Source organism: Paenibacillus rubinfantis (genome assembly GCF_001486505.1).
In the GTDB taxonomy this organism is placed as follows: Bacteria; Bacillota; Bacilli; order Paenibacillales; family Paenibacillaceae; genus Fontibacillus; species Fontibacillus rubinfantis.
This window is the reverse complement of record NZ_LN909061.1, coordinates 118,560-141,482: the sequence shown is the minus strand read 5'-3', so window position 1 is coordinate 141,482 and position 22,923 is coordinate 118,560. Positions and strand designations below refer to the sequence as shown.

The 22,923-nt window shown below is 55.4% G+C and carries 24 protein-coding genes and 1 riboswitch; of the genes, 6 read left to right on the top strand and 18 right to left on the bottom strand.

The genetic code is table 11. The features are described from left to right. Positions 1-278, top strand: a 278-nt coding sequence (locus BN3277_RS03160) for a HEAT repeat domain-containing protein (RefSeq protein WP_148500963.1), incomplete at its 5' end; no start/stop codon positions are given. 139 nt (positions 279-417) lie between these two features. Beyond that, positions 418-616, top strand: a riboswitch (Lysine riboswitch). A gap of 135 nt (positions 617-751) precedes the next feature. Further along, the gene (locus BN3277_RS03155) at positions 752-2,224 is read left to right on the top strand and encodes an amino acid permease (RefSeq protein ID WP_059040851.1); all 1,473 of its coding nucleotides are present in this window, start codon (positions 752-754) and stop codon (positions 2,222-2,224) included. A 64-nt stretch (positions 2,225-2,288) separates the two neighbouring features. Here BN3277_RS03155 and BN3277_RS03150 read toward each other — a convergent pair whose 3' ends face one another. Next, positions 2,289-3,422 carry a transglutaminase domain-containing protein gene (locus BN3277_RS03150; RefSeq protein WP_059040850.1) on the bottom strand — a complete coding sequence of 378 codons (1,134 nt, stop codon included), beginning with the start codon at positions 3,420-3,422 and terminating at the stop codon, positions 2,289-2,291. Positions 3,423-3,726: 304 nt separating this feature from the next. On the opposite strand from BN3277_RS03150, the gene BN3277_RS03145 reads away from it, so the two are divergent. Further along, entirely contained in the window at positions 3,727-3,924 is a 198-nt protein-coding gene (locus tag BN3277_RS03145) for a hypothetical protein (protein ID WP_059040849.1), read from the top strand. Positions 3,925-3,994: 70 nt separating this feature from the next. Here BN3277_RS03145 and trxB read toward each other — a convergent pair whose 3' ends face one another. Together trxB and BN3277_RS03135 are read right to left on the bottom strand one after the other, a co-directional pair. Then, entirely contained in the window at positions 3,995-4,945 is a 951-nt protein-coding gene (gene trxB / locus BN3277_RS03140; protein ID WP_059040848.1) for a thioredoxin-disulfide reductase, read from the bottom strand. A gap of 169 nt (positions 4,946-5,114) precedes the next feature. Next, entirely contained in the window at positions 5,115-7,085 is a 1,971-nt protein-coding gene (locus BN3277_RS03135) for a heavy metal translocating P-type ATPase (protein WP_059040847.1), read from the bottom strand. A gap of 411 nt (positions 7,086-7,496) precedes the next feature. Between BN3277_RS03135 and BN3277_RS03130 the strand changes: the two genes are divergently transcribed. Beyond that, positions 7,497-7,838, top strand: coding sequence for a helix-turn-helix domain-containing protein (locus tag BN3277_RS03130; protein WP_059040846.1), 342 nt, complete (start codon positions 7,497-7,499; stop codon positions 7,836-7,838). A 20-nt stretch (positions 7,839-7,858) separates the two neighbouring features. Further along, a complete protein-coding gene (locus BN3277_RS03125) occupies positions 7,859-8,743 on the top strand; it encodes an IS3 family transposase (RefSeq protein ID WP_059040845.1) in 885 nt (294 codons plus the stop codon). 302 nt (positions 8,744-9,045) lie between these two features. Here BN3277_RS03125 and BN3277_RS03120 read toward each other — a convergent pair whose 3' ends face one another. The 14 genes from BN3277_RS03120 to BN3277_RS03055 form a co-directional block, all read right to left on the bottom strand. Beyond that, positions 9,046-10,338: a homocysteine synthase gene (locus BN3277_RS03120; RefSeq protein WP_059040892.1), complete on the bottom strand. Its 1,293-nt coding sequence runs from the start codon at positions 10,336-10,338 to the stop codon at positions 9,046-9,048. Positions 10,339-10,455: 117 nt separating this feature from the next. After that, on the bottom strand, positions 10,456-11,307 hold the full coding sequence (locus BN3277_RS03115) for an ATP-binding cassette domain-containing protein (RefSeq protein WP_059040844.1): 852 nt from the start codon (positions 11,305-11,307) through the stop codon (positions 10,456-10,458). Further along, entirely contained in the window at positions 11,304-12,164 is an 861-nt protein-coding gene (locus tag BN3277_RS03110; RefSeq protein WP_059040843.1) for a hypothetical protein, read from the bottom strand. Before BN3277_RS03110 ends, BN3277_RS03115 begins: the two co-directional genes overlap by 4 nt. Further along, positions 12,148-12,771: an RNA polymerase sigma factor gene (locus BN3277_RS03105; RefSeq protein WP_082691288.1), complete on the bottom strand. Its 624-nt coding sequence runs from the start codon at positions 12,769-12,771 to the stop codon at positions 12,148-12,150. The genes BN3277_RS03110 and BN3277_RS03105 overlap by 17 nt, the downstream gene beginning before the upstream one ends. Positions 12,772-12,819: 48 nt before the next feature. Beyond that, the gene (locus tag BN3277_RS03100; RefSeq protein ID WP_148500960.1) at positions 12,820-13,548 is read right to left on the bottom strand and encodes a hypothetical protein; all 729 of its coding nucleotides are present in this window, start codon (positions 13,546-13,548) and stop codon (positions 12,820-12,822) included. Continuing rightward, a complete protein-coding gene (locus BN3277_RS03095) occupies positions 13,538-15,715 on the bottom strand; it encodes an ABC transporter permease/M1 family aminopeptidase (RefSeq protein WP_059040841.1) in 2,178 nt (725 codons plus the stop codon). Before BN3277_RS03095 ends, BN3277_RS03100 begins: the two co-directional genes overlap by 11 nt. Further along, positions 15,712-16,602 carry an ABC transporter ATP-binding protein gene (locus tag BN3277_RS03090; RefSeq protein ID WP_059040840.1) on the bottom strand — a complete coding sequence of 297 codons (891 nt, stop codon included), beginning with the start codon at positions 16,600-16,602 and terminating at the stop codon, positions 15,712-15,714. Before BN3277_RS03090 ends, BN3277_RS03095 begins: the two co-directional genes overlap by 4 nt. Before the next feature lie 191 nt (positions 16,603-16,793). Next, entirely contained in the window at positions 16,794-17,444 is a 651-nt protein-coding gene (deoC, locus tag BN3277_RS03085) for a deoxyribose-phosphate aldolase (protein ID WP_059040891.1), read from the bottom strand. A 155-nt stretch (positions 17,445-17,599) separates the two neighbouring features. Beyond that, the gene (gene def, locus BN3277_RS03080) at positions 17,600-18,181 is read right to left on the bottom strand and encodes a peptide deformylase (protein WP_059040839.1); all 582 of its coding nucleotides are present in this window, start codon (positions 18,179-18,181) and stop codon (positions 17,600-17,602) included. Then, on the bottom strand, positions 18,174-18,365 hold the full coding sequence (locus tag BN3277_RS03075) for a helix-turn-helix transcriptional regulator (RefSeq protein WP_059040890.1): 192 nt from the start codon (positions 18,363-18,365) through the stop codon (positions 18,174-18,176). The genes def and BN3277_RS03075 overlap by 8 nt, the downstream gene beginning before the upstream one ends. A 68-nt stretch (positions 18,366-18,433) precedes the next feature. Next, the gene (locus tag BN3277_RS03070; RefSeq protein ID WP_059040838.1) at positions 18,434-18,793 is read right to left on the bottom strand and encodes a hypothetical protein; all 360 of its coding nucleotides are present in this window, start codon (positions 18,791-18,793) and stop codon (positions 18,434-18,436) included. A 113-nt stretch (positions 18,794-18,906) separates the two neighbouring features. Then, entirely contained in the window at positions 18,907-19,173 is a 267-nt protein-coding gene (locus BN3277_RS03065) for a YqkE family protein (protein WP_059040837.1), read from the bottom strand. Positions 19,174-19,272: 99 nt separating this feature from the next. Beyond that, complete coding sequence (locus tag BN3277_RS03060; RefSeq protein ID WP_059040836.1) at positions 19,273-19,851, bottom strand: TetR/AcrR family transcriptional regulator; 579 nt, start codon at positions 19,849-19,851, stop codon at positions 19,273-19,275. Next, the gene (locus BN3277_RS03055; RefSeq protein ID WP_059040835.1) at positions 19,829-20,608 is read right to left on the bottom strand and encodes an MBL fold metallo-hydrolase; all 780 of its coding nucleotides are present in this window, start codon (positions 20,606-20,608) and stop codon (positions 19,829-19,831) included. The genes BN3277_RS03060 and BN3277_RS03055 overlap by 23 nt, the downstream gene beginning before the upstream one ends. 166 nt (positions 20,609-20,774) lie before the next feature. Here BN3277_RS03055 and BN3277_RS03050 point away from each other — a divergent pair, with 166 nt between their 5' ends. Then, on the top strand, positions 20,775-21,407 hold the full coding sequence (locus tag BN3277_RS03050) for a LysE family transporter (RefSeq protein WP_059040834.1): 633 nt from the start codon (positions 20,775-20,777) through the stop codon (positions 21,405-21,407). A 1-nt stretch (position 21,408) separates the two neighbouring features. On the opposite strand, the gene BN3277_RS03045 is transcribed toward BN3277_RS03050, so the two are convergent. Then, positions 21,409-22,806, bottom strand: a complete 1,398-nt coding sequence (locus tag BN3277_RS03045) for an amino acid permease (RefSeq protein ID WP_059040833.1) — start codon at positions 22,804-22,806, stop codon at positions 21,409-21,411. Positions 22,807-22,923: the final 117 nt, after the last annotated feature.

The following is a 22,923-nucleotide window of genomic DNA, read 5'->3' as shown; positions in this document are numbered from 1 at the left end:
GCGACACGCTGTCCGACATCGGCGATCCCGCGGCCACGGGGCCGATGATCGCCGCGCTGTCGGACAGCAGCAAGCTGGTCCGCTGGCGCGCGGCCCGCTTCCTTTACGAGGTCGGCACTGACGATGCCTTGGATGCGCTGCGCGCAGCAGTCGACGACCCCGAATTTGAAGTGGGTCTGCAAGCGCGCATGGCCGTCGAACGGATCGAATCCGGCGAGCAAGCAGCCGGAACCGTTTGGCAGCAAATGGCGGGCCGCGACCGCGGGAGCAGCAATTAACCGCGGCTTCCCTGGCATTGCTGGTTTTTATTCGACCACTTGTCATTAATTTGACATTGCCTGTCCATGCCCCGTGCGCTATACTTTGAAAATGTGTTTTGGCGTTAATTCATTGAATTGAATAGTTAACCTCATCATTTGGTGGGGTAGAGGTCGCGATTGTGAAGAGTACACCGGAGGAGGCGTCAGAAGCCGCCCGTGATGCCGGTCGAAAGGCACCGTCGCCGAAGCTTGGCTGCCTGCTTCTATCGGCACCCGGCTGGGGCTGTTACCGAAAGGGACAGAACTGTCACGACATTCCCGTCACCCGGGGGATATCGTGTTGAGCTATCTTCATGGAATGGTGCGGAGCAATGGTATACATCTGGCCGCGGAGTCCTTTCCGCGGCCTTTTTCTGTGGAGATCATGACCCGCCGGCGCATCGGAGGCGGGATCCGGGGAAAACTACGGGTTTAGAAGGAGTGTTTCACCCATGAGTAAATCAAATCAAACGGCGGACGATCGGCTGAAGCCGGGCCTAAAAGCCCGCCATATGACGATGATCGCCTTAGGCGGCTCGATCGGGACCGGCCTGTTCCTGGCAAGCGGCGGGGCTATTGCCTCCGCGGGTCCCGGCGGAGCTTTGCTCGCTTATGCTGCTGTTGGCATCATGGTCTATTTTCTGATGACCAGCTTGGGCGAGCTGGCGACCTATATGCCGGATTCCGGCTCGTTTGAAACTTATGCCTCCCGCTTCGTCGATCCGTCCCTGGGTTTCGCCATGGGCTGGAACTTCTGGTATAACTGGGCGATTACGATCGCGGCCGAGTTGTCCGCAGCGACGCTGATTATCAAGTACTGGTTCCCCGACAGCTCGTCGCTGCTCTGGAGCGTATTGTTTCTTGCCTTAATCGTCCTGTTGAACATCCTGTCGGTCAAAGGTTACGGGGAATCGGAATATTGGTTTGCCATGATCAAAATCGTTGTCGTCATTGTGTTCCTGATCGTCGGCGTGCTGATGATCTTCGGTATCATGGGCGGTGAAGCGGTGGGCTTCTCCAACTTTACGATAGGCGACGCCCCGTTTCACGGCGGCTTCTTTACGATCCTCGGCGTGTTTATGGCTGCCGGCTTCTCGTTCCAGGGTACGGAAATGGTCGGCGTGGCCGCCGGCGAGAGCCATAACCCGCGGGAACATGTGCCTCGCGCGATTCGGCAAGTGTTCTGGCGGATCCTCGTCTTTTACATTTTGGCGATTCTCGTGATCGGCATGCTTATTCCTTACACTAATCCAAACCTGCTGCAAGGCGGAATTGAACATATCGGCGTCAGCCCATTCACCCTCGTGTTCGAAAAAGCCGGACTGGCCTTCGCCGCTTCGGTGATGAACGCCGTCATTCTGTCGTCCGTCTTGTCGGCCGGCAACTCGGGGATGTATGCCTCCTCGCGGGTACTGTATTCCTTAGCCTTGCGCGGAAAAGCGCCGAAGTTTCTGGCGAGACTTAACTCCCGCGGCATTCCGATGAACGCGCTACTGATGACTACACTTGTCGGGATGGTCGCCTTCTTCGCCTCGTTATTCGGCGACGGCGTCGTATATAACTGGCTGCTTAACGCCTCCGGCATGTGCGGCTTCATCACCTGGCTTGGCATCGCCATCAGCCATTATCGTTTTCGCCGGGCCTACGTGGCCCAGGGCCGTGACCTCAACGACCTGCCGTACAAAGCCCGCTGGTTCCCGTTTGGTCCACTCTTCGCTTTTGTGCTATGCTTTATCGTCATTCTAGGGCAGAACGTGACAGCCTTTGCTGGCGAAACCATCGATTGGTACGGCGTTGCCGTCTCCTACATCAGCATCCCGCTGTTCCTTGTGGTCTGGCTCGGCTACAAATGGACCAAGAAAACGAAAGTCATTCCGCTAAAGGAATGCGATCTCGAGTTACACCCGGTGAATATTGAGAAATAAAAGAAAAACGAGCAGGAGTCTCGACATCAAATGTCGCTAACTCTTGCTCGTTTCTTTTTGAGCCTTACTCCCAGTGGATCTCAACCCGCAGATCTTCCGTTCCGTCCAAAGGCTGCATCAGGTAACGGATATTGCGGATCCCCAGGTCATACAACCCGGCTAAGTCCTCCAGCAGTTGCTTATCCGAACCGGTGTACCGCACGGTGACGGTCCCTTTCCCGGCTTTCAAGCCGTCTTTGACCCGGTCCGCCAGCCCTTTGGCGTTGGACACGGCCGCGTCGGCATCATACAGGTCGTAACCTAGCGCCGTTTTCAGGGCAAGATAGCTCTGCTTCTTCGCTCCACCCGCTTCAATCAATGCCTGTAGGCTCTTCATATAGGGAACGGATGCCGCGGGATAATCCGCTGCTTTCCAGAAATGATCCTGCCTCATCTGCTCATCCGTTCGCAAATAATACGTATAGTTCACTCGATTCGGCACATCGGGCACCGGGTCGTCCCACGTCGTGTCCAAATGGTACCAACGGTTATCGAGACGCACGAGATTCCACGCATGCAGCTGGTCACCGGCCGTCCCTTCAACCAAACGGTTCTCGATACCTGCCTCTTTCAGCAACTCATAGGTCAGCAGGGCGTAACCTTGACATACCGCTTCGCCGGTTTTCAGCCCTTCATACGCCGTATACTTCTGCAGATCGGTGTCGTATTTCAGGTTTAACACGACATAATCGTGAATCGCTTTGATTTTCTGATGGGCATTCATGCCCGGTTCGATTTGCTGCTTCAGAATCTCCTTGACCCTTTTCTGCACGTAGGTGGTCTGCTGGGCCGTTTCACGATAGTGAACCTGCAGTGTAATTTTAGCCGAGCCTGTGGTCCCCCGCCAAGAATACACGTAACGATCTACGATATATTTCGTATACGGATCCGCGTCCAATGCATCGTTAACCGCCTGCTTCAGCTGCTTCTCTAAGTTTTTAGTCGAGCCCTTATATTTCACGGTGATGGTCGTACTCCGAGCCCCCATCCCCTCGGCCAGTTTGGTCTGCAGTTGTTTAGAGGTAGTGACCGTAGCCGGCTCCGTGGCCGCATGTACCGGGACAGCAATCCATCCCAGCGGTTCGGATCCCAGCAGTAAACCGCCGATCAATCCGGTTAAGATCCAACCTTTCGAAAGTCTCCCGATTTTCTTCCCCATCAAGCTTCCCTCACCTTCCGGTCAAAGCTGCATCCATGTTCTACTGCCCGTCTTTCAAGCTTTCAAGCCCATTGTAACATAGTCGATCCCGCAAAAGCCTTCTAGTTTTGTCGAACGAGCGGTAGGTTTCGGACAAATCCCGAGACGGGATTTCTTCGCAAAAAAGACGTGATTCTGACGCCTAATTTTCACATTCAGCTTCTACAAATGAAAGCCGGGCTTATGTATAATGAAAAATATCGACTTGTGATTTTTATCATTGCACCTTTTATACAGACTTCCGCAGGAATGGAGAATCGATCGGATGACAATCGTGAATATTTCGGATATTTCCGTAGAATTGTTTATTGCCGTGATGTTTTTTTTGCTTATTGTGGCTCCCTTGGTGAGCCTCGGCGTACTTCGATTATTCCAGGGACGCAAGCGTTCCGGCTTGACGTTGATCGGCAGCGGTGTGTTAGGATACTTCGTCTTTCAGCTCATTGCCGGACTGTTCAGCTAAAATTTCAATGCGGAATCAACACAAAAACGGCGATTCAGGTTCAAACCTGGATCGCCGTTTCTCTATGCCTTTATTTTACGGCAGCGGTTGCTGTCTCATGTTCCATGCTCTCGATGAATTTCTCGCAATCGATGGCGGCCATACATCCGCTTCCTGCAGCGGTGATCGCTTGACGATAGCGAGTGTCCTGCACGTCGCCGCAAGCGAAGACGCCCGGAACGTTGGTCTCGGACGTACCCGGCTTCACCACGATGTACCCGTTCGCGTCCAGATCGATTTGACCACCGAGGAACGAGGTATTCGGGTGGTGGCCAATCGCCACGAACACGCCGCTGGCGGAAATGACCTCTTCTTCGCCAGTCTCATTGTTGCGCACCTTCAGACCGGTCACTCCATGCTCGCCGGCGAGCACTTCAAGCGGCGTGCGATTAAGCGCTAATTCGATCTTCTCGTTGCTGCGCACGCGATCCTGCATGATCTTCGAGGCGCGCAGCTCGTCGCGGCGGTGCACCAAGGTCACTTTCGACGCAAAACGAGTCAAGAAGCCGGCTTCCTCCAGCGCGGAGTCGCCGCCGCCCACCACGATGATTTCCTTCCCGCGGAAGAAAAATCCGTCGCAGGTCGCGCAAGTGCTTACGCCGCGCCCAACGTTCACTTCCTCGCCCGGGATGCCCAGGTACTTGGCCGTCGCTCCAGTCGACAGGACCAGCGTCTCGGCAACGAGCTCGCCTAATCCTTCCACCTGCAGCTTAAACGGACGCTGGCTCAGGTCCACGCTGTTCACCCAGCCGGTGCGGAATTCAGCGCCAAAACGTTCGGCTTGCTTGCGCATATTATCCATCAATTCCGGGCCCATGATCCCTTCCGGGAACCCCGGGAAATTCTCCACTTCCGTCGTTGTCGTCAATTGGCCGCCTGGCTGCGGACCCTCAATAATCAGCGGACTCATATTGGCGCGAGCCAGATAAATCGCGGCGGTTAAGCCCGCAGGCCCAGTGCCGATAATAATCGATTTGTACATATCCTCAAACCCCTTCAAATGGATTCATCGTATAAAATAGAATCATTATTGCTTGATTCTAATTATGTGAAGGTGGCGGCTTCCTGTCAATCTTTGTAACGGAGGGGTTCGGTGAAGGTTAAATGAAGGAATGATGAAGGGCCCTTCCAGCGGCCAAAAGATAACGCGGCTACCGAAGCAGCCGCAGCCCGTTCAGGATCACCAGCAGCGTGCTTCCCTCATGCCCCACGACGCCGAGGGGCAGCGGAATCCCCGCCGCAAAGTTGCTGGCGATCAACATCAGGATGACCGCGCCGGCGAAGACCAGGTTCTGCTTCACGATCCTCCTTGCTCGCCGGGCCAGTGAGATCGTCTCCGCAATCCGCTCGATGTTGTCGTTCATCAGCACGACGTCCGCCACCTCCAGCGCCGCCCCGCTTCCGCCGCCGCCCATGCGCCCGCTTCCGCCGCCGCCCATGGCGATGCCCACGCTGGCCGCCGCCAGCGCCGGGGCATCGTTAACACCGTCCCCGACCATGGCTACGCTGCCGTATTGCTCCCGCAGCGCCTTCACGTGCTCAACCTTCTCCTGCGGGAGCAGATCGCCGTACACGAGGTCGACGCCGATCTCTCGGGCTAGCGCGTTGGCGGTCACGCTGCGGTCGCCCGTCAACATCGCGACGGCGACCCCCAGCTCGTGCAGGCGGGCGATAGCCGCCTTGGCCTGCGGGCGGACCTCGTCGCGGAGCGCGATCAAGCCGGCGTATACGCCGTTCCGCTGTATGGCGGACACGGTGTGCCCGTCGGCGATCCAGGCGCGAAGCTTCTCGGCCAGCGGCCCCGGCAGCATCGGGTCACCGTCGTCCGCCTTGCCGACGCGCCAGGTTGCGCCGAGGACCTCCGCTTCGATGCCCCAGCCGGGGAGCGCCCGAAGCTCCTCCGCCCCGCGAAGCTGGAGCCCTTCGGCTTCCGCCTTGCGCACGATCGCCTGGGCCAGCGGATGCTCTGACAGGCTCTCCGCCGCAGCGCAGGCCGCCAGGACCTCCCGCGGGTCAAATCCCTCGACGGTGTACAACCCGGTCACCACCGGCGAGCCTTCCGTTAGCGTCCCGGTTTTGTCGAAGGCGACAACCCGGATGCTGCCCAGATGGTCCATATGGGCCCCGCCCTTGAACAGTACGCCTTTGCGGGCGCTCTTCGACATCGCCGAGAGCATGGCCGGCATCACCGACGAGACGATCGCGCACGGCGAGGCCACGACGAGGAACACCATCGCCTTGTAAAAAGCAAACGACCAGCTCCAGCCGACTAACCACGGCGTGAGCAGGATCAGGGCCAGCGTCACGGCCACGATCGTTTTGGCGTAAATCCCCTCCAGCCGTTTAATAAACCGCTGCGTTCCCGGAACCTCCTGCTGCGCTTGCTCGACAAGGGTGATGATCTTGGCGAACAGGGTGCCTTCCGCCGGGCTGGATACCTCGACGTAAATCGCGCCTTCTCCGTTTAGCGTCCCGGCAAAAACGCCGTCGCCCGGCTGCTTATCCACCGGGATCGACTCCCCGGTGATCGCCGATTGGTTCACCGCCGAGTTGCCGGTCCGAACGGTACCGTCGGCCGGAATTACCTCGCCCGGCTTCACCAGCAGCAGGTCGCCAACCGCCAGCATCTCCACCGGTACCAGCTCCATCCCATCTCCAGCGACGCGAAGCGCGGTTTCCGGCTTCATCGCAATCAGCGCCGAGATATCCTTGCGGCTCTGATCGCTGGCGAATGACTCCAAAGCGCCGCTTAGCGCAAAAATAAAAATCAGCATCGCCCCTTCGTTCCAGTACCCGATGGAGGCCGCACCCAGCGCCGCAGCGATCATTAGTAAATTAACGTCTAGATCATGCTCTTTAAATAAAGTGATTAAGCCCTCTTTGGCTTTCACATATCCCCCAACCCCATAAGCGGCAATATACAGCACCATCGACACCCATGGCAGCTCTCCCTGCATCCCCCAGGCCCAAGCGGCCAGCATCAACCCGCCGCTGCCTAACGCGAGCAGCATCTCCCGATGGCGCAAGAGCCGCGCCCAATCCATTCTCCGCTTCTTGCCCGGATTGGGCTGATGGGCGGTTTGTTGCGCCTCGCGCAACGTTCTTCTCTGAACGGCTTCCATGACGAACTCCTCCTTTGGATTTAGCTTGAGCTGAGAATGAATATTATTGTTAACCCCCTAAAAATGGCGCAAGCTGCCCCGGGATCTTCCCGGAGCAGCTCACAATTGAGAACGATAATCATTTTTGGATTAGGACAATAATTTTGCTCTAGTGAAACATTTGATTTGATTTTATTGTATGCCGATTTCCCCGTCTTGTAAATACCCGGTTGGCAGATTGAAGGCCCCTTATGCGGCCGGGCTTGAACTTCGGCCCACCAATGTTGTATGTTGTGCAACTTTTTTACGGTGAGTTCAGCCGATTGCGGCGACAATGTTGTATTTTGTGCAACAGTTCTATAAAGCCCCCTAATCACTTTGGACACTTTCAGGCTAAACAATATACAATAAATATAGCTGGAGGTAGTCCGTATGAGAGTTCAGCACAGCAAGTTCGACGAATTAAGAATACAGGTCGTCGAGGAAGCACTGGACCGGGGGAATGTAGCTTTAACTGCTCGTAAACATGGAATCTCCCCCTATTCCTTGTACAAGTGGGTGAAACAATATAGGGATGAGGTGGAGATAAACATGGGTAAGAAAAAGAACATAAAGCAACTTAATGATCCACAGACAGCTCAAGAGTGGGAGCAGAAATATGAACAGGCAGCGAAACTCCTTGGCGAGAAAGAACTGGAGATCGCGATACTTCGAGATCTTGTAAAAAAAAAGTATCCCCACATCCAATTCAAGTGGCCCGAAAATGGATCCTAAAGGGCTACAAGGTAGCTCCTGTGCTTAAGATCTGTGGTGTTCCGCGTTCATCGTATTACTATTCGCTCAAGCTTACGAATCCTAAACAAGCCCCTCAAGGCGGGCGTCCCGTACCTGGATACTCCTATACCTTTGATGGGAAGAAAGTGGCCGATACGCGGATTAAACACCTGATTATGAAGCTGCTGGAAGGTGAGGAATCTGCCTATGGATACCGAAAACTCACGATTGCCTTACGCCGGCAGCATCATCTTAAGATTAACAAGAAGAAGGTGTACAGGCTCTGCAAGGATCTCGATATCCTAGGCAAGCCGGTAAAACCTAAACAGTCTTATCCACGCCGTCTGGCCAACAATATGGAGGTTACAGGACCCAACCAGCTGTGGCAGATGGATATTAAATATGGTTATATAGCCGGCCTGGAACGTTACTTTTATACCGCTAGTATTATCGATGTATACGACCGAAATGTGGTTGGACAATACCGCGGTAAGGAGTCCAAGACGAAGGATCTGCTTACCACACTACACAAAGCCCTCTTAAAAAGAGGCGTGTACGGCCAAGAAACGCCGCTGGTTGTACGTACCGACAACGGTCCACAATTCAAGAGCCACAAGTTTAGAGAGTTTTTCGAGAACAACAAAGAGTTACTGATCCATGAGAGAACACCGAACCGAACTCCAAACAAAAATGCGTACATTGAGTCATTTCACAGTATCTTGGAGCGTGAGTGTTTCAAGCGGCACGTCTTTATGAGTTTTGAAGAAGCGTTCGATGTTCTTGACCAATTCATGGACTTTTACAATAACCACCGAATTCACATGAGTTTATACGGCTACTCTCCCACTGAATTTGCAGCGAAATTGGAGAGAAACGAAGTAAACGCGTTTAAAATCGCCGTTTAACTGCGTCTATCTTAGGTTTGATCCTAAAGTGTCCAATATTCGGGGGCCCGGCCGAGTTTCGCTTCATTTGCGAAGGGATAGCCCGAAATGTTGCAGATTTTACAACTTTTTCGCTTCTGTACTGGCTTAGCCGGCTCAAATGTTGCACATTCTGCAACATTCAACGAGCACGACTACGCTCGGGCAACACACCCATGCCCGTACCGCATCCTGCTTCGGCCCCGCCCGCGCACGCAAAAAAGCCGCTGATCAGGACGGCTACACCGTATTCCCGATTCAGCGGCTTCTATAGTAAACAAGGATTAGGCCTGGCTGGCGGCAATCGCCTGCTCCAGATCATAAAGGATGTCGTCGATTGACTCCGTCCCCACGGACAAGCGGATCAAGCCCGGCGTGACGCCGGCGGCCAACTGCTCCGCTTCGGACAACTGCTGGTGTGTCGTGCTGGCCGGATGGATGATCAGCGATTTGGAATCGCCGACATTGGCCAAATGCGAGAACAGCTTCACGCTCTCGATCAGCTTGCGTCCGGCGTCCACGCCGCCGCGGATTTCAAACGTGAGGATAGCGCCTTGGCCTTTCGGCAGGTATTTTTGCGCCAGCTCATAGGATTCGTGGCTTGGCAGGCCGGCATAGCTGACCCATTCCACCTGCTCGTGCGCCTCCAGATATTGCGCCACTTTCAAAGCGTTCTGGCTGTGGCGTTCTACGCGCAGATGCAAGGTTTCCAGCCCTTGCAGCAGCAGCCAGGCGTTAAACGGCGACAATGAAGCGCCAAGGTCGCGCTGCAATTGGACGCGAGCCTTGATGATGTAGGCCAGCGGACCCACGGCCTGCGTATAAACGACGCCGTGATAGCTCGGATCCGGCTCGGTGAGGCCCGGGAATTTCCCGCTGACGGCCCAATCGAACTTGCCGCTGTCGACGATGATACCGCCAATCGAAGTGCCGTGCCCGCCGATAAATTTCGTTGCCGAATGGACAACGATATCCGCGCCAAAGTCGATCGGACGCAGCAAGTACGGGCTTGGGAACGTATTGTCGACGATCAGCGGAATGCCGTGCTCATGGGCAATTGCGGCCACCGCCTCGATATCCAGCACGTCGCCCTTCGGGTTGCCCAGCGTTTCGGCGTAAAGCGCCTTCGTCTTGTCCGTGATCGCAGCGCGGAAGTTTTCTGGATTCGAGGAATCCACGAACTTCACGTTGATGCCCAGCTTAGGCAATGTCGTCGAAAACAGATTGTACGTGCCGCCGTACAGCGTCGTCGAGGAGACGATTTCATCGCCCGCCCCGGCGATATTCAAAATGGAGAAAGTAATCGCTGCCTGACCGGAGGCCGTCGCAAGCGCCCCAACGCCGCCTTCCAGCGCAGCGACGCGCTTCTCGAACACGTCGTTGGTCGGGTTCATGATTCGGGAATAAATATTGCCGAATTCCTTCAAGCCAAACAGGTTAGCCGCATGCTCGGTGTCGCGAAAACCATAGGACGTCGTTTGGTACAGCGGGACCGCCCGGGAATATGTAGTGGGATCGATCTCCTGGCCGGCGTGGATCGCCAGCGTTTCCGGGGCAAATTGACGCTCTTCAGACATGGATAATTCCTCCTTCAAATCATCGAGATGATGAACCAAGTTTTTCATATTCTCTCACATCTCTTGTGATTTGAAAATAGGAAATCCGATAATTTTTATATGAATTATTCTGATTGATTAAACCGATTGATATTTGCGGATAAAATAAGCATCTTCGAACGTTGGCGCACATTCCTTTAGCCCCGGAAAAAGGGGGGCCTCCCCTACCAGCTTGGCATAGATTCCTTCCGGTGTTTCCCGGAATTCGATCAACCCTGCCTCCGGGCAATGATCGAACTGCTCGCGCGTAAGAATTCCCGCCCAAACCCGGTAGGGCAGATCAGCCATCCAGGACGTTGTTCCGCCGTAAAAGCGCACTTTCCCCCGCTCCAGCCACAGCACCTGATCAGCGGCCTCCTCCCATTCGCTCAGTTCATGGACCGCTGCAATGATCGTTCGTCCTTCGGCATAGCGGTTTAAGTAGGCGATCGCCAGCTTCCGTTCTCCGGTGTCCATGCCGTTTAGCGGCTCATCGAGAAACAGAAACCGCGGGGCGGCCAGCAGCGACTGGGCTAACGCGACCCTCCGCTGCACGCCGCCGGATAATCGCTTGATCTTCGTGTCGCGATAGGACTCCAGCCGAAAGTCGCGGAGCAGCTCCACAGCCCGCTCCGAATGAAAGACGCCTTTCAATTCGGACAAATACAGGAGCAGCTTGTGCGGCGTCATATTTTCATACAGCTCGATTTCAGACGGTACATATCCGATTTGACTTCGCACCAGCGGCAAATCGGATAACGCGGATCGCTCCTGGTAGAGGATGTCCCCTCGATGCGGCAGGTTCACCGTCGCTAGCAGCTCCAGCAAGGTGGTTTTGCCGGCTCCATTAACCCCAACCAGCAAGGTTAGTCCCGGCTTCAACCGCAACCGGTCGATTTGTAAGACAAAGCCGCCAGTTGGGCGTTCCCGCAGGTCCTCGATGCGGATCATGGCCGCGTACCGTCCTGTATCGGACTGGTCTGCAAGTTCCGGCTGCGCATATACGAACGGAACAGCAGGAGGCCACCCATGAGTAGAAAGCCGGCATTGATCGCCAATCCTTGCCCCGCCCCGTTCATCAGGCTCATCGCCGAGATCTGATCGGAGAGGAGGAGCCGGAGGAGGTACACTCCGCCCGCGGTCAGCACTCCCGCTTGTTGACCGTAGCGAAACAAGGCGTACATCGCCGCTCCTCCGGTGAGCAGGGAGATCCCCAACCATTCCAGCAAAAAGGGGATAAACGGCAGCGCAGCTTGCCCCGCAACCGACACGCGGATGCTCACCACAACGGAGCTGATGAGCGCCCAGCCAACGACCAGCGCCATGACCATCAGCATCCGGCTGTAAATCACCAGCGCCGGCGGGTATGGCGTCACGCTCTCGACCGCACGCATCCCGCGGTCCCAAGTACGATAGCTGTACAACATCGATGCGATCAGCAGAATCGGCGTGATCAGCGGGAATAACCCGGGCATCCGATCCCCTAGTATCCAGTTGTTGAAGGGCTGCTTAGGATCTACTAAAGCGATCAGCATCAAAAACACGACCGCTCCCGTCAGCATCAGCGAACGACGGTTGAGGCGGAATTGGCTCCGCAGCAGCCGCCCCAAGGAGGGCGGTTCAATCTGTGCATTAAAATCAAGCGATGCGCCGGCATTTTGCGCCTGAAGGGCGGCGAACTCCGGCTGCAGCGCCTCGATCAGCGCCGCGGTCTCCGACGGCGTTGGCCCCGGTTGTAACGCTTGCCGCAGCGGCTCGCGCAGTTCCCGCTCCAATCGTGCCAGCTCTTTATCAATGGATGGTTCCATGCGTCGGCTCCTCCCTTTCTTTATCGTGTGTGTTGGGGACCTCCCAGTCCGAAGAAGCAGGAGGGTCCGTCGAGCGAGACAGCGCCCGCTTCAGTTTGCGCAATCCTCCATACAGATGCGACTTCACCGAGCTTAATGGCAGCTCCAGCAGCTCCGCAATCTCCTGAAGCTTCAAATCATGGAAAAAGCGCATACGTACGACTTCCTGCTGGACCTCCGGAAGTTGGGTGATCGACTCGGCCAACTGCTGAACCGTTTCCTGCCGCTCAATCAATTCCTCCGCCCTTGGGGCCGGATCCGCATCCTCCGGGATCGTATCGGTCCCCGTGTATTCCGAGCGGTAAGAGGCGCTGCGCCAATAATCCCGGCACAAATTCAGCGCTACCTTATAGAGCCATGGGCGAAGCTGCTCCATACCGCCATGTCTTTTCAGATGGCGAATCAGCCGGATAAACGTCTCCTGGACGATGTCCTCCGCTTTGCCGCGATCCCTCAGTTGGCTCGTGACATAGGACAACAGCGGCCCATGGTATCTCGTAACCAGCAGCTCGAACGCTTCCTGATCGCCCGCAGCCATTCGCTCGGCCAGCAGCGAGTCCGAAATCATCGTGTTTCCTCCCCCATGAATTTTTGTAGATTCATATCCTGTGTGACATTATTCCTCTTCCACGCTGATCCAGCGTTCCCTCCGCCCAATGAGCCAAACCGCGAAGGCTAGCAGAAGCAGAGAAGCGATCAACAACCCGATCCGATTTTCCGGAAAAGAATGATGCTTCCTCAAATAGCTCGCATACAAGGTCCAACGGCCCAACCATTCGCCGGCGCTGATGGTATCCAGCACCCAGACGGCGAAACCAAGTATCAATCCGCCGTAAATTCGACGGAACGCCACGATTCCGGCTACGGATAAAGAGATCAACAGCACATAAGCCGGCAGGTTTTGAAGCATCAAAGAAGCGGCGTTCATCTCGGCCTTCGGAATGGCTTCCGCGCCGTTCCACGGATAGCGAAGTGTCCAGATCCCCCCGAAATGCCAGGCATACACCGACATCAGAAGGACCGCTAATGCCGCCGTCAAAACAATCGCGAGCAGCCATTTTCGGAAGGCCAGCATGCTTAAAGACACGGGATACGTCGCGATTACCTCCATACCGCCGCCTCCGATTTCTCTTTGGAACAACAGCAGGGGAAGGATCAATGCCAATGAGAACATGGCCATTTCCGAGAAGTAATAGACGTTTCGGGGACGTGCTGGATCGCTGAGCAGGATGCTCAGCACGTATACGGCAAACAGCAGCAGCGCAAGCCAGGCCATCGGTTGCTTATGCACCCTAAGCTCCAGACTCATTCCGCGAAACCAGCTTCTCCGAGCGTCAGTTGGCATCGGCATCATGCATCACCTGCTTCCATTCCTGTTCCCATTCGGTATACGGAATAGGTCTAGTTTCTTCCTCCATTGCTGTACCTGGCAGCGGAATTTCCAAGCCCAACGTGTAAAAATGGTTTAACACCTTTTTCACCTGCTCGATTTTCCCTTCATCCAGCGCCTGAGCCACCTGCGTCACCATCTGCATTCCGAGGTGATTCGGATCGATATCTTCTGTAGGCTCAAACAAACTGTACAACAGGCTACCTCCGGAGCCTTGCTTCAGCTCTTCGGCGGTGTACCCTTTGTATTCTCGGAAATACGTATACCATATCAAGGATCGAATCTGAGGACGCACATCCTCGGACGCCGTTTGAATCTCCCATTCCCCATCGTCGATCCCGAGCAGGATGGAGTTCATAAATTGGTCCGCGTAGTAATCCAGCTCTGTCAACAGCCAGACATAGTAATAAGTCTTATTCTCCATCTCATACGAGTGGGTATTGTCCATCGCCATCAAGAGAATCTGGTCTAGTTTCGGATCAAAATGTTCAACCCATCCGGAAAAATAGGCATATTTCTCAGCCATCAGGTCCAGCAGCTTCTCAGCGTTTTTCACATTATAAGGCGTCGTCACCAGGCGAATCGGCAGCTTCGGATGGGATAATTCCTCAAATTCCCCGGCAAATAATTTGATGAACGCTTCGGACTTGCCCTCGAAGACCTGCTTTCCGCCAGTAGATTCTTGGGACTCCAAATTGCCGTACAGCTTGGAGGCAAATCCGCTCGCAGTGATGCGGAACTCGGCGGGCGGTACCTTCCACCCGACTAAATCCACCCCTACTTGCAGGGAGTTACTGTGAACGTCCTTCGCGTAAACCGGATAATCCCCTGGCAACGGATACCAGGCGAGATAACCGGGAAGATAGACGTTCTGACCTTTGACAAAAGCCAAATACGATCCCTCGGTATAATTCTTGGCGACATAATCCATCACCTTCCCGGCGTAGTCCAACTCGACTTGGACCTCCTCATCCGCTGCCAGAGGGGTGGGCAATTGAATCGTTAGCTTCTCCCCCTCATGCGAGAACGGAACGGGCGTCCCCTTCACCTTCAGCTGGTCAACCCGGAAGGTTCGATTCAAGGTGAAAACCAATTCGCTGCGTCCCGCTAATTCGCCTGCCGCGATCTGCAGCGTTGTCTTGATTTTTAACCGGTCTCCCGGCTCCCGCTGCAGGTCGATGTCATACCGTTCAATTTGAAACGTCTCAAACTTCATCTCCCGAAGCTCATCCACGGTCTTCACTTCAGGATCGTTCACCCTCGCCTGTAATCCAGCATTGCGTTCTCCCCAGATGGACAGATAAGGAACAAAAGCGCCGGCGGCCAATACCAAGGCCAATCCCCCCGCCACCCAATTGCTGCGGCGATACCCGGTTGGACGTAGCCGATTCAGCAAGAATACGCCCGCCGTCAACAGCAGTATCGTAAACGCCAGCACAAACCAGCGGGAGGCGGCCAATTCATCGGCAATCAAGCGAATGCCCCAGGTTTCGGCGTCGGGGTCCCCGGTCACAAACAGCTGACTCAGGTGGAACGTGCGCAGCTCATACCATTTATTGCGATCCAGCAGGAACATATCCATAAAAAACGTGCCAAACATCCAGGCGCAAAAAGCGATCAAATAAACGGCCCGATTGGCGATGCAAATCGCTAACAGCATGGCCAGCGCCAAGGTGACGAGATAGGAAATCTCGTAAGTTAGCAGATAGTAGGTCGTAAACTCCCGGGTGATCGAGGACGCAACGTCCATCCGCGAGGAAGCCCTGGCGAACGCAGCTCCGGCCAGCACCGTGAAGATCGTAAAGTACAATATCCCCGCCGCATATTTGGCTAAGATTCTCGATGTATAAGGCACCGGCAACGCCGCATTCCACTCATAGGACGGGCGGCGAATGTCCCGGCGGATCGTCAACACACCCAGCAGCATCGTCAGCCCGAGGCTCATCGTATGCAGCAGCGTCAGTTGGGAATACGACCGGCGAAAGAATAGAATCTCTTGGCCTGGCAGCTTCTCGAGATACCAGAACGCCAGCAGGCCAAACACGATCGGCAAAGCCAGCAGCCAGCGGTTCGTAAACAACATACGAAGCTCAAATTGAAACAGGCGTCTCCCCTGGTTCATCGACGTCCCGCCCCTTCCGTCGGGTTCGAGCGCAGCAGAGCCAAGTACCCATCCTCCAGCGTTGGCGGAACAAGCGCGGCCTCGCTGGCCCCCTGCGGCGGCGTTTCGCCGATGATGCGGCATAACAAGCCGCCTTCCGTCGGTCGCGTGGACACGACGGACATCGGATCAACCCGCGCGAAGTGGCTTTCGCTGAGACGCACCTCCCACACTTTGCCGTTGCCGAATTCCTGCAGCTCGGCGAGTTCTCCGGACAGCTTCAATTTGCCTTTGTCCAGAACGGCGATTTGTCGGCAGTTGCTCTCGATATCGGCCACGATATGAGTCGACAGCAACACGATCCGCCCCAAACTGAAACGGGTCAGCAGATTGCGGAAGCGGACGCGTTCCTCGGGATCCAAGCCGGCCGTCGGCTCATCCACGATCAACACCTGCGGCGACCCAAGCAGCGCTTGGGCGATGCCAAGCCGGCGTTTCATGCCGCCGGAATACGTTTGGACTCTTTTTCGCGCCTTGTCTTGAAGGTTAACCTGCTCCAACAAAGCGTCGATTTCCGCTTTACGTTTCTTCTTATCCGTCATCCCTTTCATGACCGCAACGTAATCGAGATACTCTACGCCCGTCAGCTGCGGGTACACTTGAAATTGCTGCGGCAGATACCCGATGATGCGGCGAATTTCCTCCGCCCGGCGCAGCGAGATCCCAAAGAGCGTCGCTTCACCTGAAGTTGGGGGCGTGAGCGTGGCCAGAATCCGCATCAGCGAAGATTTACCCGCACCGTTGGGTCCCAACAGACCCACCATGCCTTCGTTCAACGTTAGCGTGACATCGTCCAGCGCCAAACCGCCGCGCGTGTATTTTTTGGATAAATGATCAATTTGTATCATACGGTTCCTCTTTTCCGAACGTTTTATCAAGTCTTGCCTTCCGCGGGAGGCATCTGTAGCTGTAACGGAAAGGGGCTGCAAAAAGTTTATATGGATAAAAAAAGGGTACTATTTCCACACCCGCTCTGGAATAGTACCCTGTTTCTCTCCCTCATGATGCCTTATGGAACCGGCTTGTGCCGGCCTTGTTCTTAATAATCGTTTTGGCCGCTTTGGCCTTGGGCGATAGCCACACCGGCACTGGTGCCCAGGCGTGTTGCCCCCGCCTTGATCATCGCTTCGGCATCGGCTAACGTGCGCACGCCGCCGGAGGCTTTCACGCCAACGTTCGGGCCTACCGTTTTGCGCATCAGCTCGACCGCTTCCACGGTGGCTCCGCCGGTGGAAAACCCGGTGGACGTTTTAACGAAATCCGCCCCGGCTTCAACGGATAGCTTGCTGGCCCGCACGATCTCCTCGTCGGTGAGCAAGCAGGTCTCGATAATCACCTTCACCAGCGCTTGGCCGGCCGCAGCCTGCACGACCCCGGCGATATCGCGGCGAACAAGCTCGTCGTCGCCATCTTTGAGCGCGCCGATGTTGATGACCATATCGACTTCGCCTGCGCCTTCGGCGATGGCATGGGACGCTTCAAACGCCTTCACCTCGGGAGCCGATGCGCCCAGTGGGAAGCCGATTACAGTGCAGACCTTCACCGGGGAGTCTTTTAAGACCTCTGCAGCGGTTTTTACCCAAGTTGGGTTCACGCAGACGGAAGCGAAATGGTATTGTTTGGCTTCCTCCGCCAGCTTCACAATGGCAGCGCGTCCGGCGTCTGCCTTCAGCAGGGTATGATCGATCATGGCAGTAATGGATTGGGAGTGGGTTGACAAGGGAATTCCTCCGTTCGTTTTTTCAATCTATATTCCATCGCAAAATCGCAGCAGCCGTCGGCAGCATAAGAGCATCCTTCCTGCAAAAATGCAGGTTTTTCTCATTGGCTGAGCATCGATAATCCTCAATATAAGCTGGAAATCGGCACGCCGCTCGGCAGCTTAAACGGGTGCTCCGTATTGATATGATCATAAAACATGATGCCGTTTAAATGGTCGATTTCATGCTGCATGACGATCGCGTCAAAGCCTTTGAAACGCAGCTTGATCTCGTTGCCCGCCTCATCGTAAGCTTTCACCTGGACCTTCTCGTAGCGCGGCACAAAGCCCTGCACCGGGCGGTCCACCGACAAGCAGCCTTCGCTCTCCGGCAAATACGTCATCGCCTGGGAATGGCTGATGATCTTCGGATTAAACATGGCGATCGGCCGGTCCTGGCCGTTCTCGTCCGTCAGCAACGCCGCGAACATCCGCTTGTTCAGCCCGATTTGGTTCGCCGACAACCCCACGCCCGCGCGCAGCTTGTATTTCTTCGACATCTCCGGATCCTGGCTGTTCTTCAGGAATTGCAGCATCGCCGCCATTTCCTCCCGGTCCTCCTCGGTTGGAGGGACGCTAACGGGCTCCGTCACCACTCTGAGAATAGGTTCCCCTTCTCTTACAATATCATCCATCGTAATGATGTAATCGCGGTTGAATTTACTCATAAGTAAACAGTTCATCCACCTTCGTCTGCAAAATATGCGCAAGCTTGAACGCAAGCTCTAGCGTTGGGTCGTACCGGTTGTTCTCCACGCTATTGATCGTTTGGCGCGTTACGCCGCATTCCGCAGCCAGCTCATGTTGGGTTAAGCCCAGCCGCTTCCGGAATTGCTTGATCTTATTGTTCATCGGCACCACCAAAATGTCAAAAGTTTTGGACTTCATCATGGTATCACGACCCGATAGAACTGTCAAAATCAAGATTTCATTTTGATCCCCCAAACGGAATCCTTCCGGAACCCCGCCGCTTCGCGCAGCACCGGCAGCCGCTCATCCTCCGGATAATGCCGCTCCAAGTAATGAACATATGCCTCGCGCAAACGAATATCCTGATCCAGCTTGTTGTATTCGCTCGGATGCTTCTCCAGCCGCGCCAATGCGGCATCCCAGCGCGCCAGGTCCGCCTTTGTCGTCCGGCCTTTGCGGGTCCGATCCGCCAGTTGAGTCAGCTCTTCATAAGATTCCCGCAGCTTCGCCGAATATTTGAACTTCCGGTTAAACACCCCCAGCCCTACGATCACCAGGAAGAAAATAATCCACGCTCCGATGTGCTCCACTCCCCGCCACCTCCTTCTTGCCTTTAATGCAAAAAATAAAAGCCCCCGGTCCAGGAGCCGCAAAGCCTTTGTTTTCTGTGCTTGTCGTTTTATCTATGTCATCGCCTTATCGCTTATTTATATTTGTGCCAGTCCAGATCACTCGTTTTCAGCAGGTGCTCGAAATCGTTGTCCAGCCGTTTCTGCTCTGCCCGGCGCGCTTCCTCCTTGCGGATGCGAGCCTCCTCCTGGCGGCGTTCCTCTTCCTTCTTTAACTCAGTGGCTTGCGCCTTCAGCTTGGCCAAGGTATCTTCGCCAAGGAGATCCTTCAACGTGGCTGGTTTATCCGCCGCCGCGCTAGCTGGTGTGCTTTGTCCGGAACGACCTTTCTTCTTCCCCATGGATGCTTCACCTCAGTTTCCTTACGTTCCTCTATGTTCAAGCCTAAAGTATCATAGTCGAAAAAACGTTGTCAATCGGCAACAACGAACGATCGAAGATTATCCGCGCGTTTGCGCGATTTGGTTTAGTCCGCCAAGGAACAGGCCGAGATTAAACTGGAGGCTGTCCTTTAGCCCCAGCGGCAGACCAAACGCTCCGCGCCGCTCCAGGGAAGCAAAGCCATGAATCAAGCTCCGCAGCCCGCGGACAGCATGCAAGGCTTGCTCCTCGGTGAGCGGGTAGCTGCCGAGATAACGCAGGATCAAATCCACCAGTTGTTTCCCAGCCTCCTGCAGCGAGGGGTGCTCAGGCCCCGGTGCCGCTTGCGCCGCATCGTATAGTCCGGGATAGGCGTGAGCAAACTCGAGGTAAGCTTCGGCGAACCCTCGGATCGCCGCTTCCCCTTCTCGCTCTCCTACGGCGGCGGAAATATGCTCATATAACCGGTCCAGTGCGTATTTCGCCAATTCCACGCGAATTTGATCCAGACCGTTGACATGGTTGTAGAGGGATGGCGGCCGAATCCCCAGCTTCTTGGCTACCGAAGTGATTGTCACCGCCTCCAACCCTTCGGTATTGGCTACGTCGACCGCCGCCATCAGCACCGCCGTGCCGTCAATCCCGATTCTCGGCGACATGCGACTCCTCCTTCCGGCGGGTCCCAGCCGCCTTGGTTGCAGCAGACGCCAAGCCTAAGGCCCGTTCGGCCGCCCGGATCGCTTGGGCGATCGCTGCGGCCGGTTGCTCCAGCACCGGCCCGTGCCCCACCGCCAGCATCGAGGGATTCAGGCCGGCCAGTTTGCGCGCGCTGGCAAGCGCGGTTTCCTTATGCCAGGTGGCAAGCGCCGGAAACGGAAACAGCGGACGCACGATGCCGCTTACGGCGATGCCTGCCCGGGTCTGGAACGCATCGCCCGCGATGAGCGCGCCGCTGCGCGTATCGAGCAGCGCAAACGAACCCGGCGTATGGCCCGGCGCGGCCACGGCCAACAGCGAGCCGATGCGGTCTCCATCGGCAAACGTAACATCCGCGCGGCTCGCCAGCTTCTTCGGCACCCCGCCGCGGATCGGGGCCGACGGCTCGCCGGGATCAAGCGACACATCGCCTTCCATCAGGCGCGCATCGCGGGCGGACACATAAATCGGCACCTCGGGAAGCCGAGCCTTTATAGCATCCAGCGCACCGACATGGTCATCATGAACATGGGTCAGAACGATGCGCGTCAGCGGCTTGCCGAGCTTTTCCACCGCCTGCAAAATCCCCTTAACGCTATAGGGCAAAGCTGCATCGATTAACGTGAAGCCCTCCGCCTCCTCGACCAAGTAACAATTCACCGGAAACAATCGGGGCATAAAAGACAATTGAATCAACTGCCCGTATCTTGTTGCTCTCATTTCGTCTCGCCTCTCTCTCCAAAAACTAAAACCTTTAGTTTTAATTTAAACTAATGCCCTTAGTTTTTCAAGAGATTTTTTTCCAATATTGAAGTCGTACAAGCGTACCCGGCTGAATATGCTGTACAAGCAGCGATATCATTTACGATTTTTGGAGGTTTTCGCAATGAACAGCTTTCTTAGTTATGTGTTACTTGGTCTATCTTTATCTGCCCCCATCGGGCCGGTGAACGCCGCCCAACTGGACAAGGGGATTCGCGGCGGGTTCCTGCACGCCTGGTTTGTGGGCCTTGGCGCTCTTTCCGCCGACCTGGTGTACATGCTGCTCGTCTATTTTGGGGTGGTGCATTTCCTCAATACTCCATTTATGAAAACCTTTCTCTGGTTATTTGGATTTTTTGTCCTCACCTATATCGGCATCGACAGCCTGAAGCAAGCCGGCAAAATCCCGGCTGGTGAAATGAGAGGCAGCGAGCCGCTGCGGAAATCGTTCCTGTCCGGATTTTTGATGTCCGTCAGCAACCCGCTGTCCATTTTATTCTGGTTGGGGATTTACGGCTCGGTATTAGCCCAGGCTTCAGCAAACATGCGTACCCAAGACCTGATCATCAACAGCAGTGCCATTATCGTTGGGCTGCTCGTATGGGACTTCACCATGGCTGGATTTGCCAGCGTATTCCGCAAGCTCCTGACGCAGCGGATCCTTGTGCTGATCTCGGTGTTGTCCGGCGTATCCCTGATCGGCTTTGGCCTATACTTTGGTTATCAAGCTGCCCTCCTGCTAGCGGAGCGGTTATAAATCATGTCGTCCGCTTGGGACGCAGCACCATGGATTTGGACGGGCGGCTTGACCGCCGCTTCGCCTGTTTCCGCGGCTTCCAGATCATAAACTGCATGATTAGCGTTACAATCCCTATGACGCCAACAAATGCCAAGCTGCCCCAAAATCCCGGCCGGCTCGTGTCATGAAACAAGGTTCCCGTCACCGCCAACGCAATCAAGGCCATGCCGCCCCAGCGTTTGACTTGTCCAAATCCGCTGAGCTTCAGCAGCTTGCCCGACGTAACCAGAATAAAAAACCAGTTATAGAGCAGCAGCAATCCCGCTGATGTCGTAATGTACTCGTAGATCCGACCCGGCATCACAAAGGACAATACCACGGAAGCCGCAAGTCCCGCAGCCGTTAAGCCTATGGCAAACAAGGGCCGCTCCCGCCAGCCTTTTCGTGCGAATAGCGGCGGCGCATCCTTGTCCTTGGCGAGCGTCACCAGCATCGTTGTCACCGCATACAAGGAAGCGACCATCGTGGAGAAGCCGGCAACAATCAGCACGCCGTTAAAGACATGGGGAATAAACGGCAGCGGATATTTGCCGAGAGCGGTGACAAACGGGCTGCGCTTCGGGTCGATGGCGTTCCAGGCAACCAAAGTGACCGCAAGCCCAATCGACAGCAAATACACCACCGAAAGCAGCAGCAGCATGATTGTGCCGGACTTTGGAGCTTCCTTTGGATCCCGCAGGCGAATCGCCATCATCCCCATCACCTCAATCCCGCCGAAGGCGTAAAACGCAAAGATAAATCCCGACCATAACCCCATCCCCCCGGCCGGAAAGAAGGTGTTCGCCGTGTGCGGAAATTCCGGCGATTTCCCTCCTCCCCCGGGAATCCAGCCCATCAGGGCAATTCCGGCTACGACCAGGAACATCAGGATGGCGGCAATTTTGATCACGGACAGTACATTTTCCATCGAATCAAACACCTTGTTACCAAGCAGAATCACGCCAAGTCCCAGTACCGCATATCCGATCGCAAAGATCCACATCGGCATGCCGGGGAACCAAAACCGTGAGAACAGGGATAATGCGGTCAGTTGGCTGCCCATGATCAGAAGCTCCGAACTCCAATACACCCAGCCGCTGCCAAACCCCGCCCAGCGTCCAAAGGCCCGTTTGGCGTACGAACGAAAGGACCCTTGCTCCGGCTTGTCCGCGGTCATTCGCGCCAACACTTCAAATACAGTATAAGTTCCGACTGCAGCCAGCAGAAACGCGATCAGAATAGACGGACCCGCCATGCGAATCCCGATCCCGGAACCAAGGAAATACCCGGTGCCGATGGTTGACGCTACCCCCAACAAGGAGAGCTGCCACCAGCGCAGATCCCCCTTTTTCCCCTCTCCGTTTTGCGCCTTCGCCATTTTCTTTCATCCCCCGTTTCATCAAATTCATCAGCCCTGCCATCCACGTATTGTGCGGCCGGGGTGCGGGAAATATGTAACCCTTGCTGTTTGTAAAAAAAAGCACTCCGAAGCCCG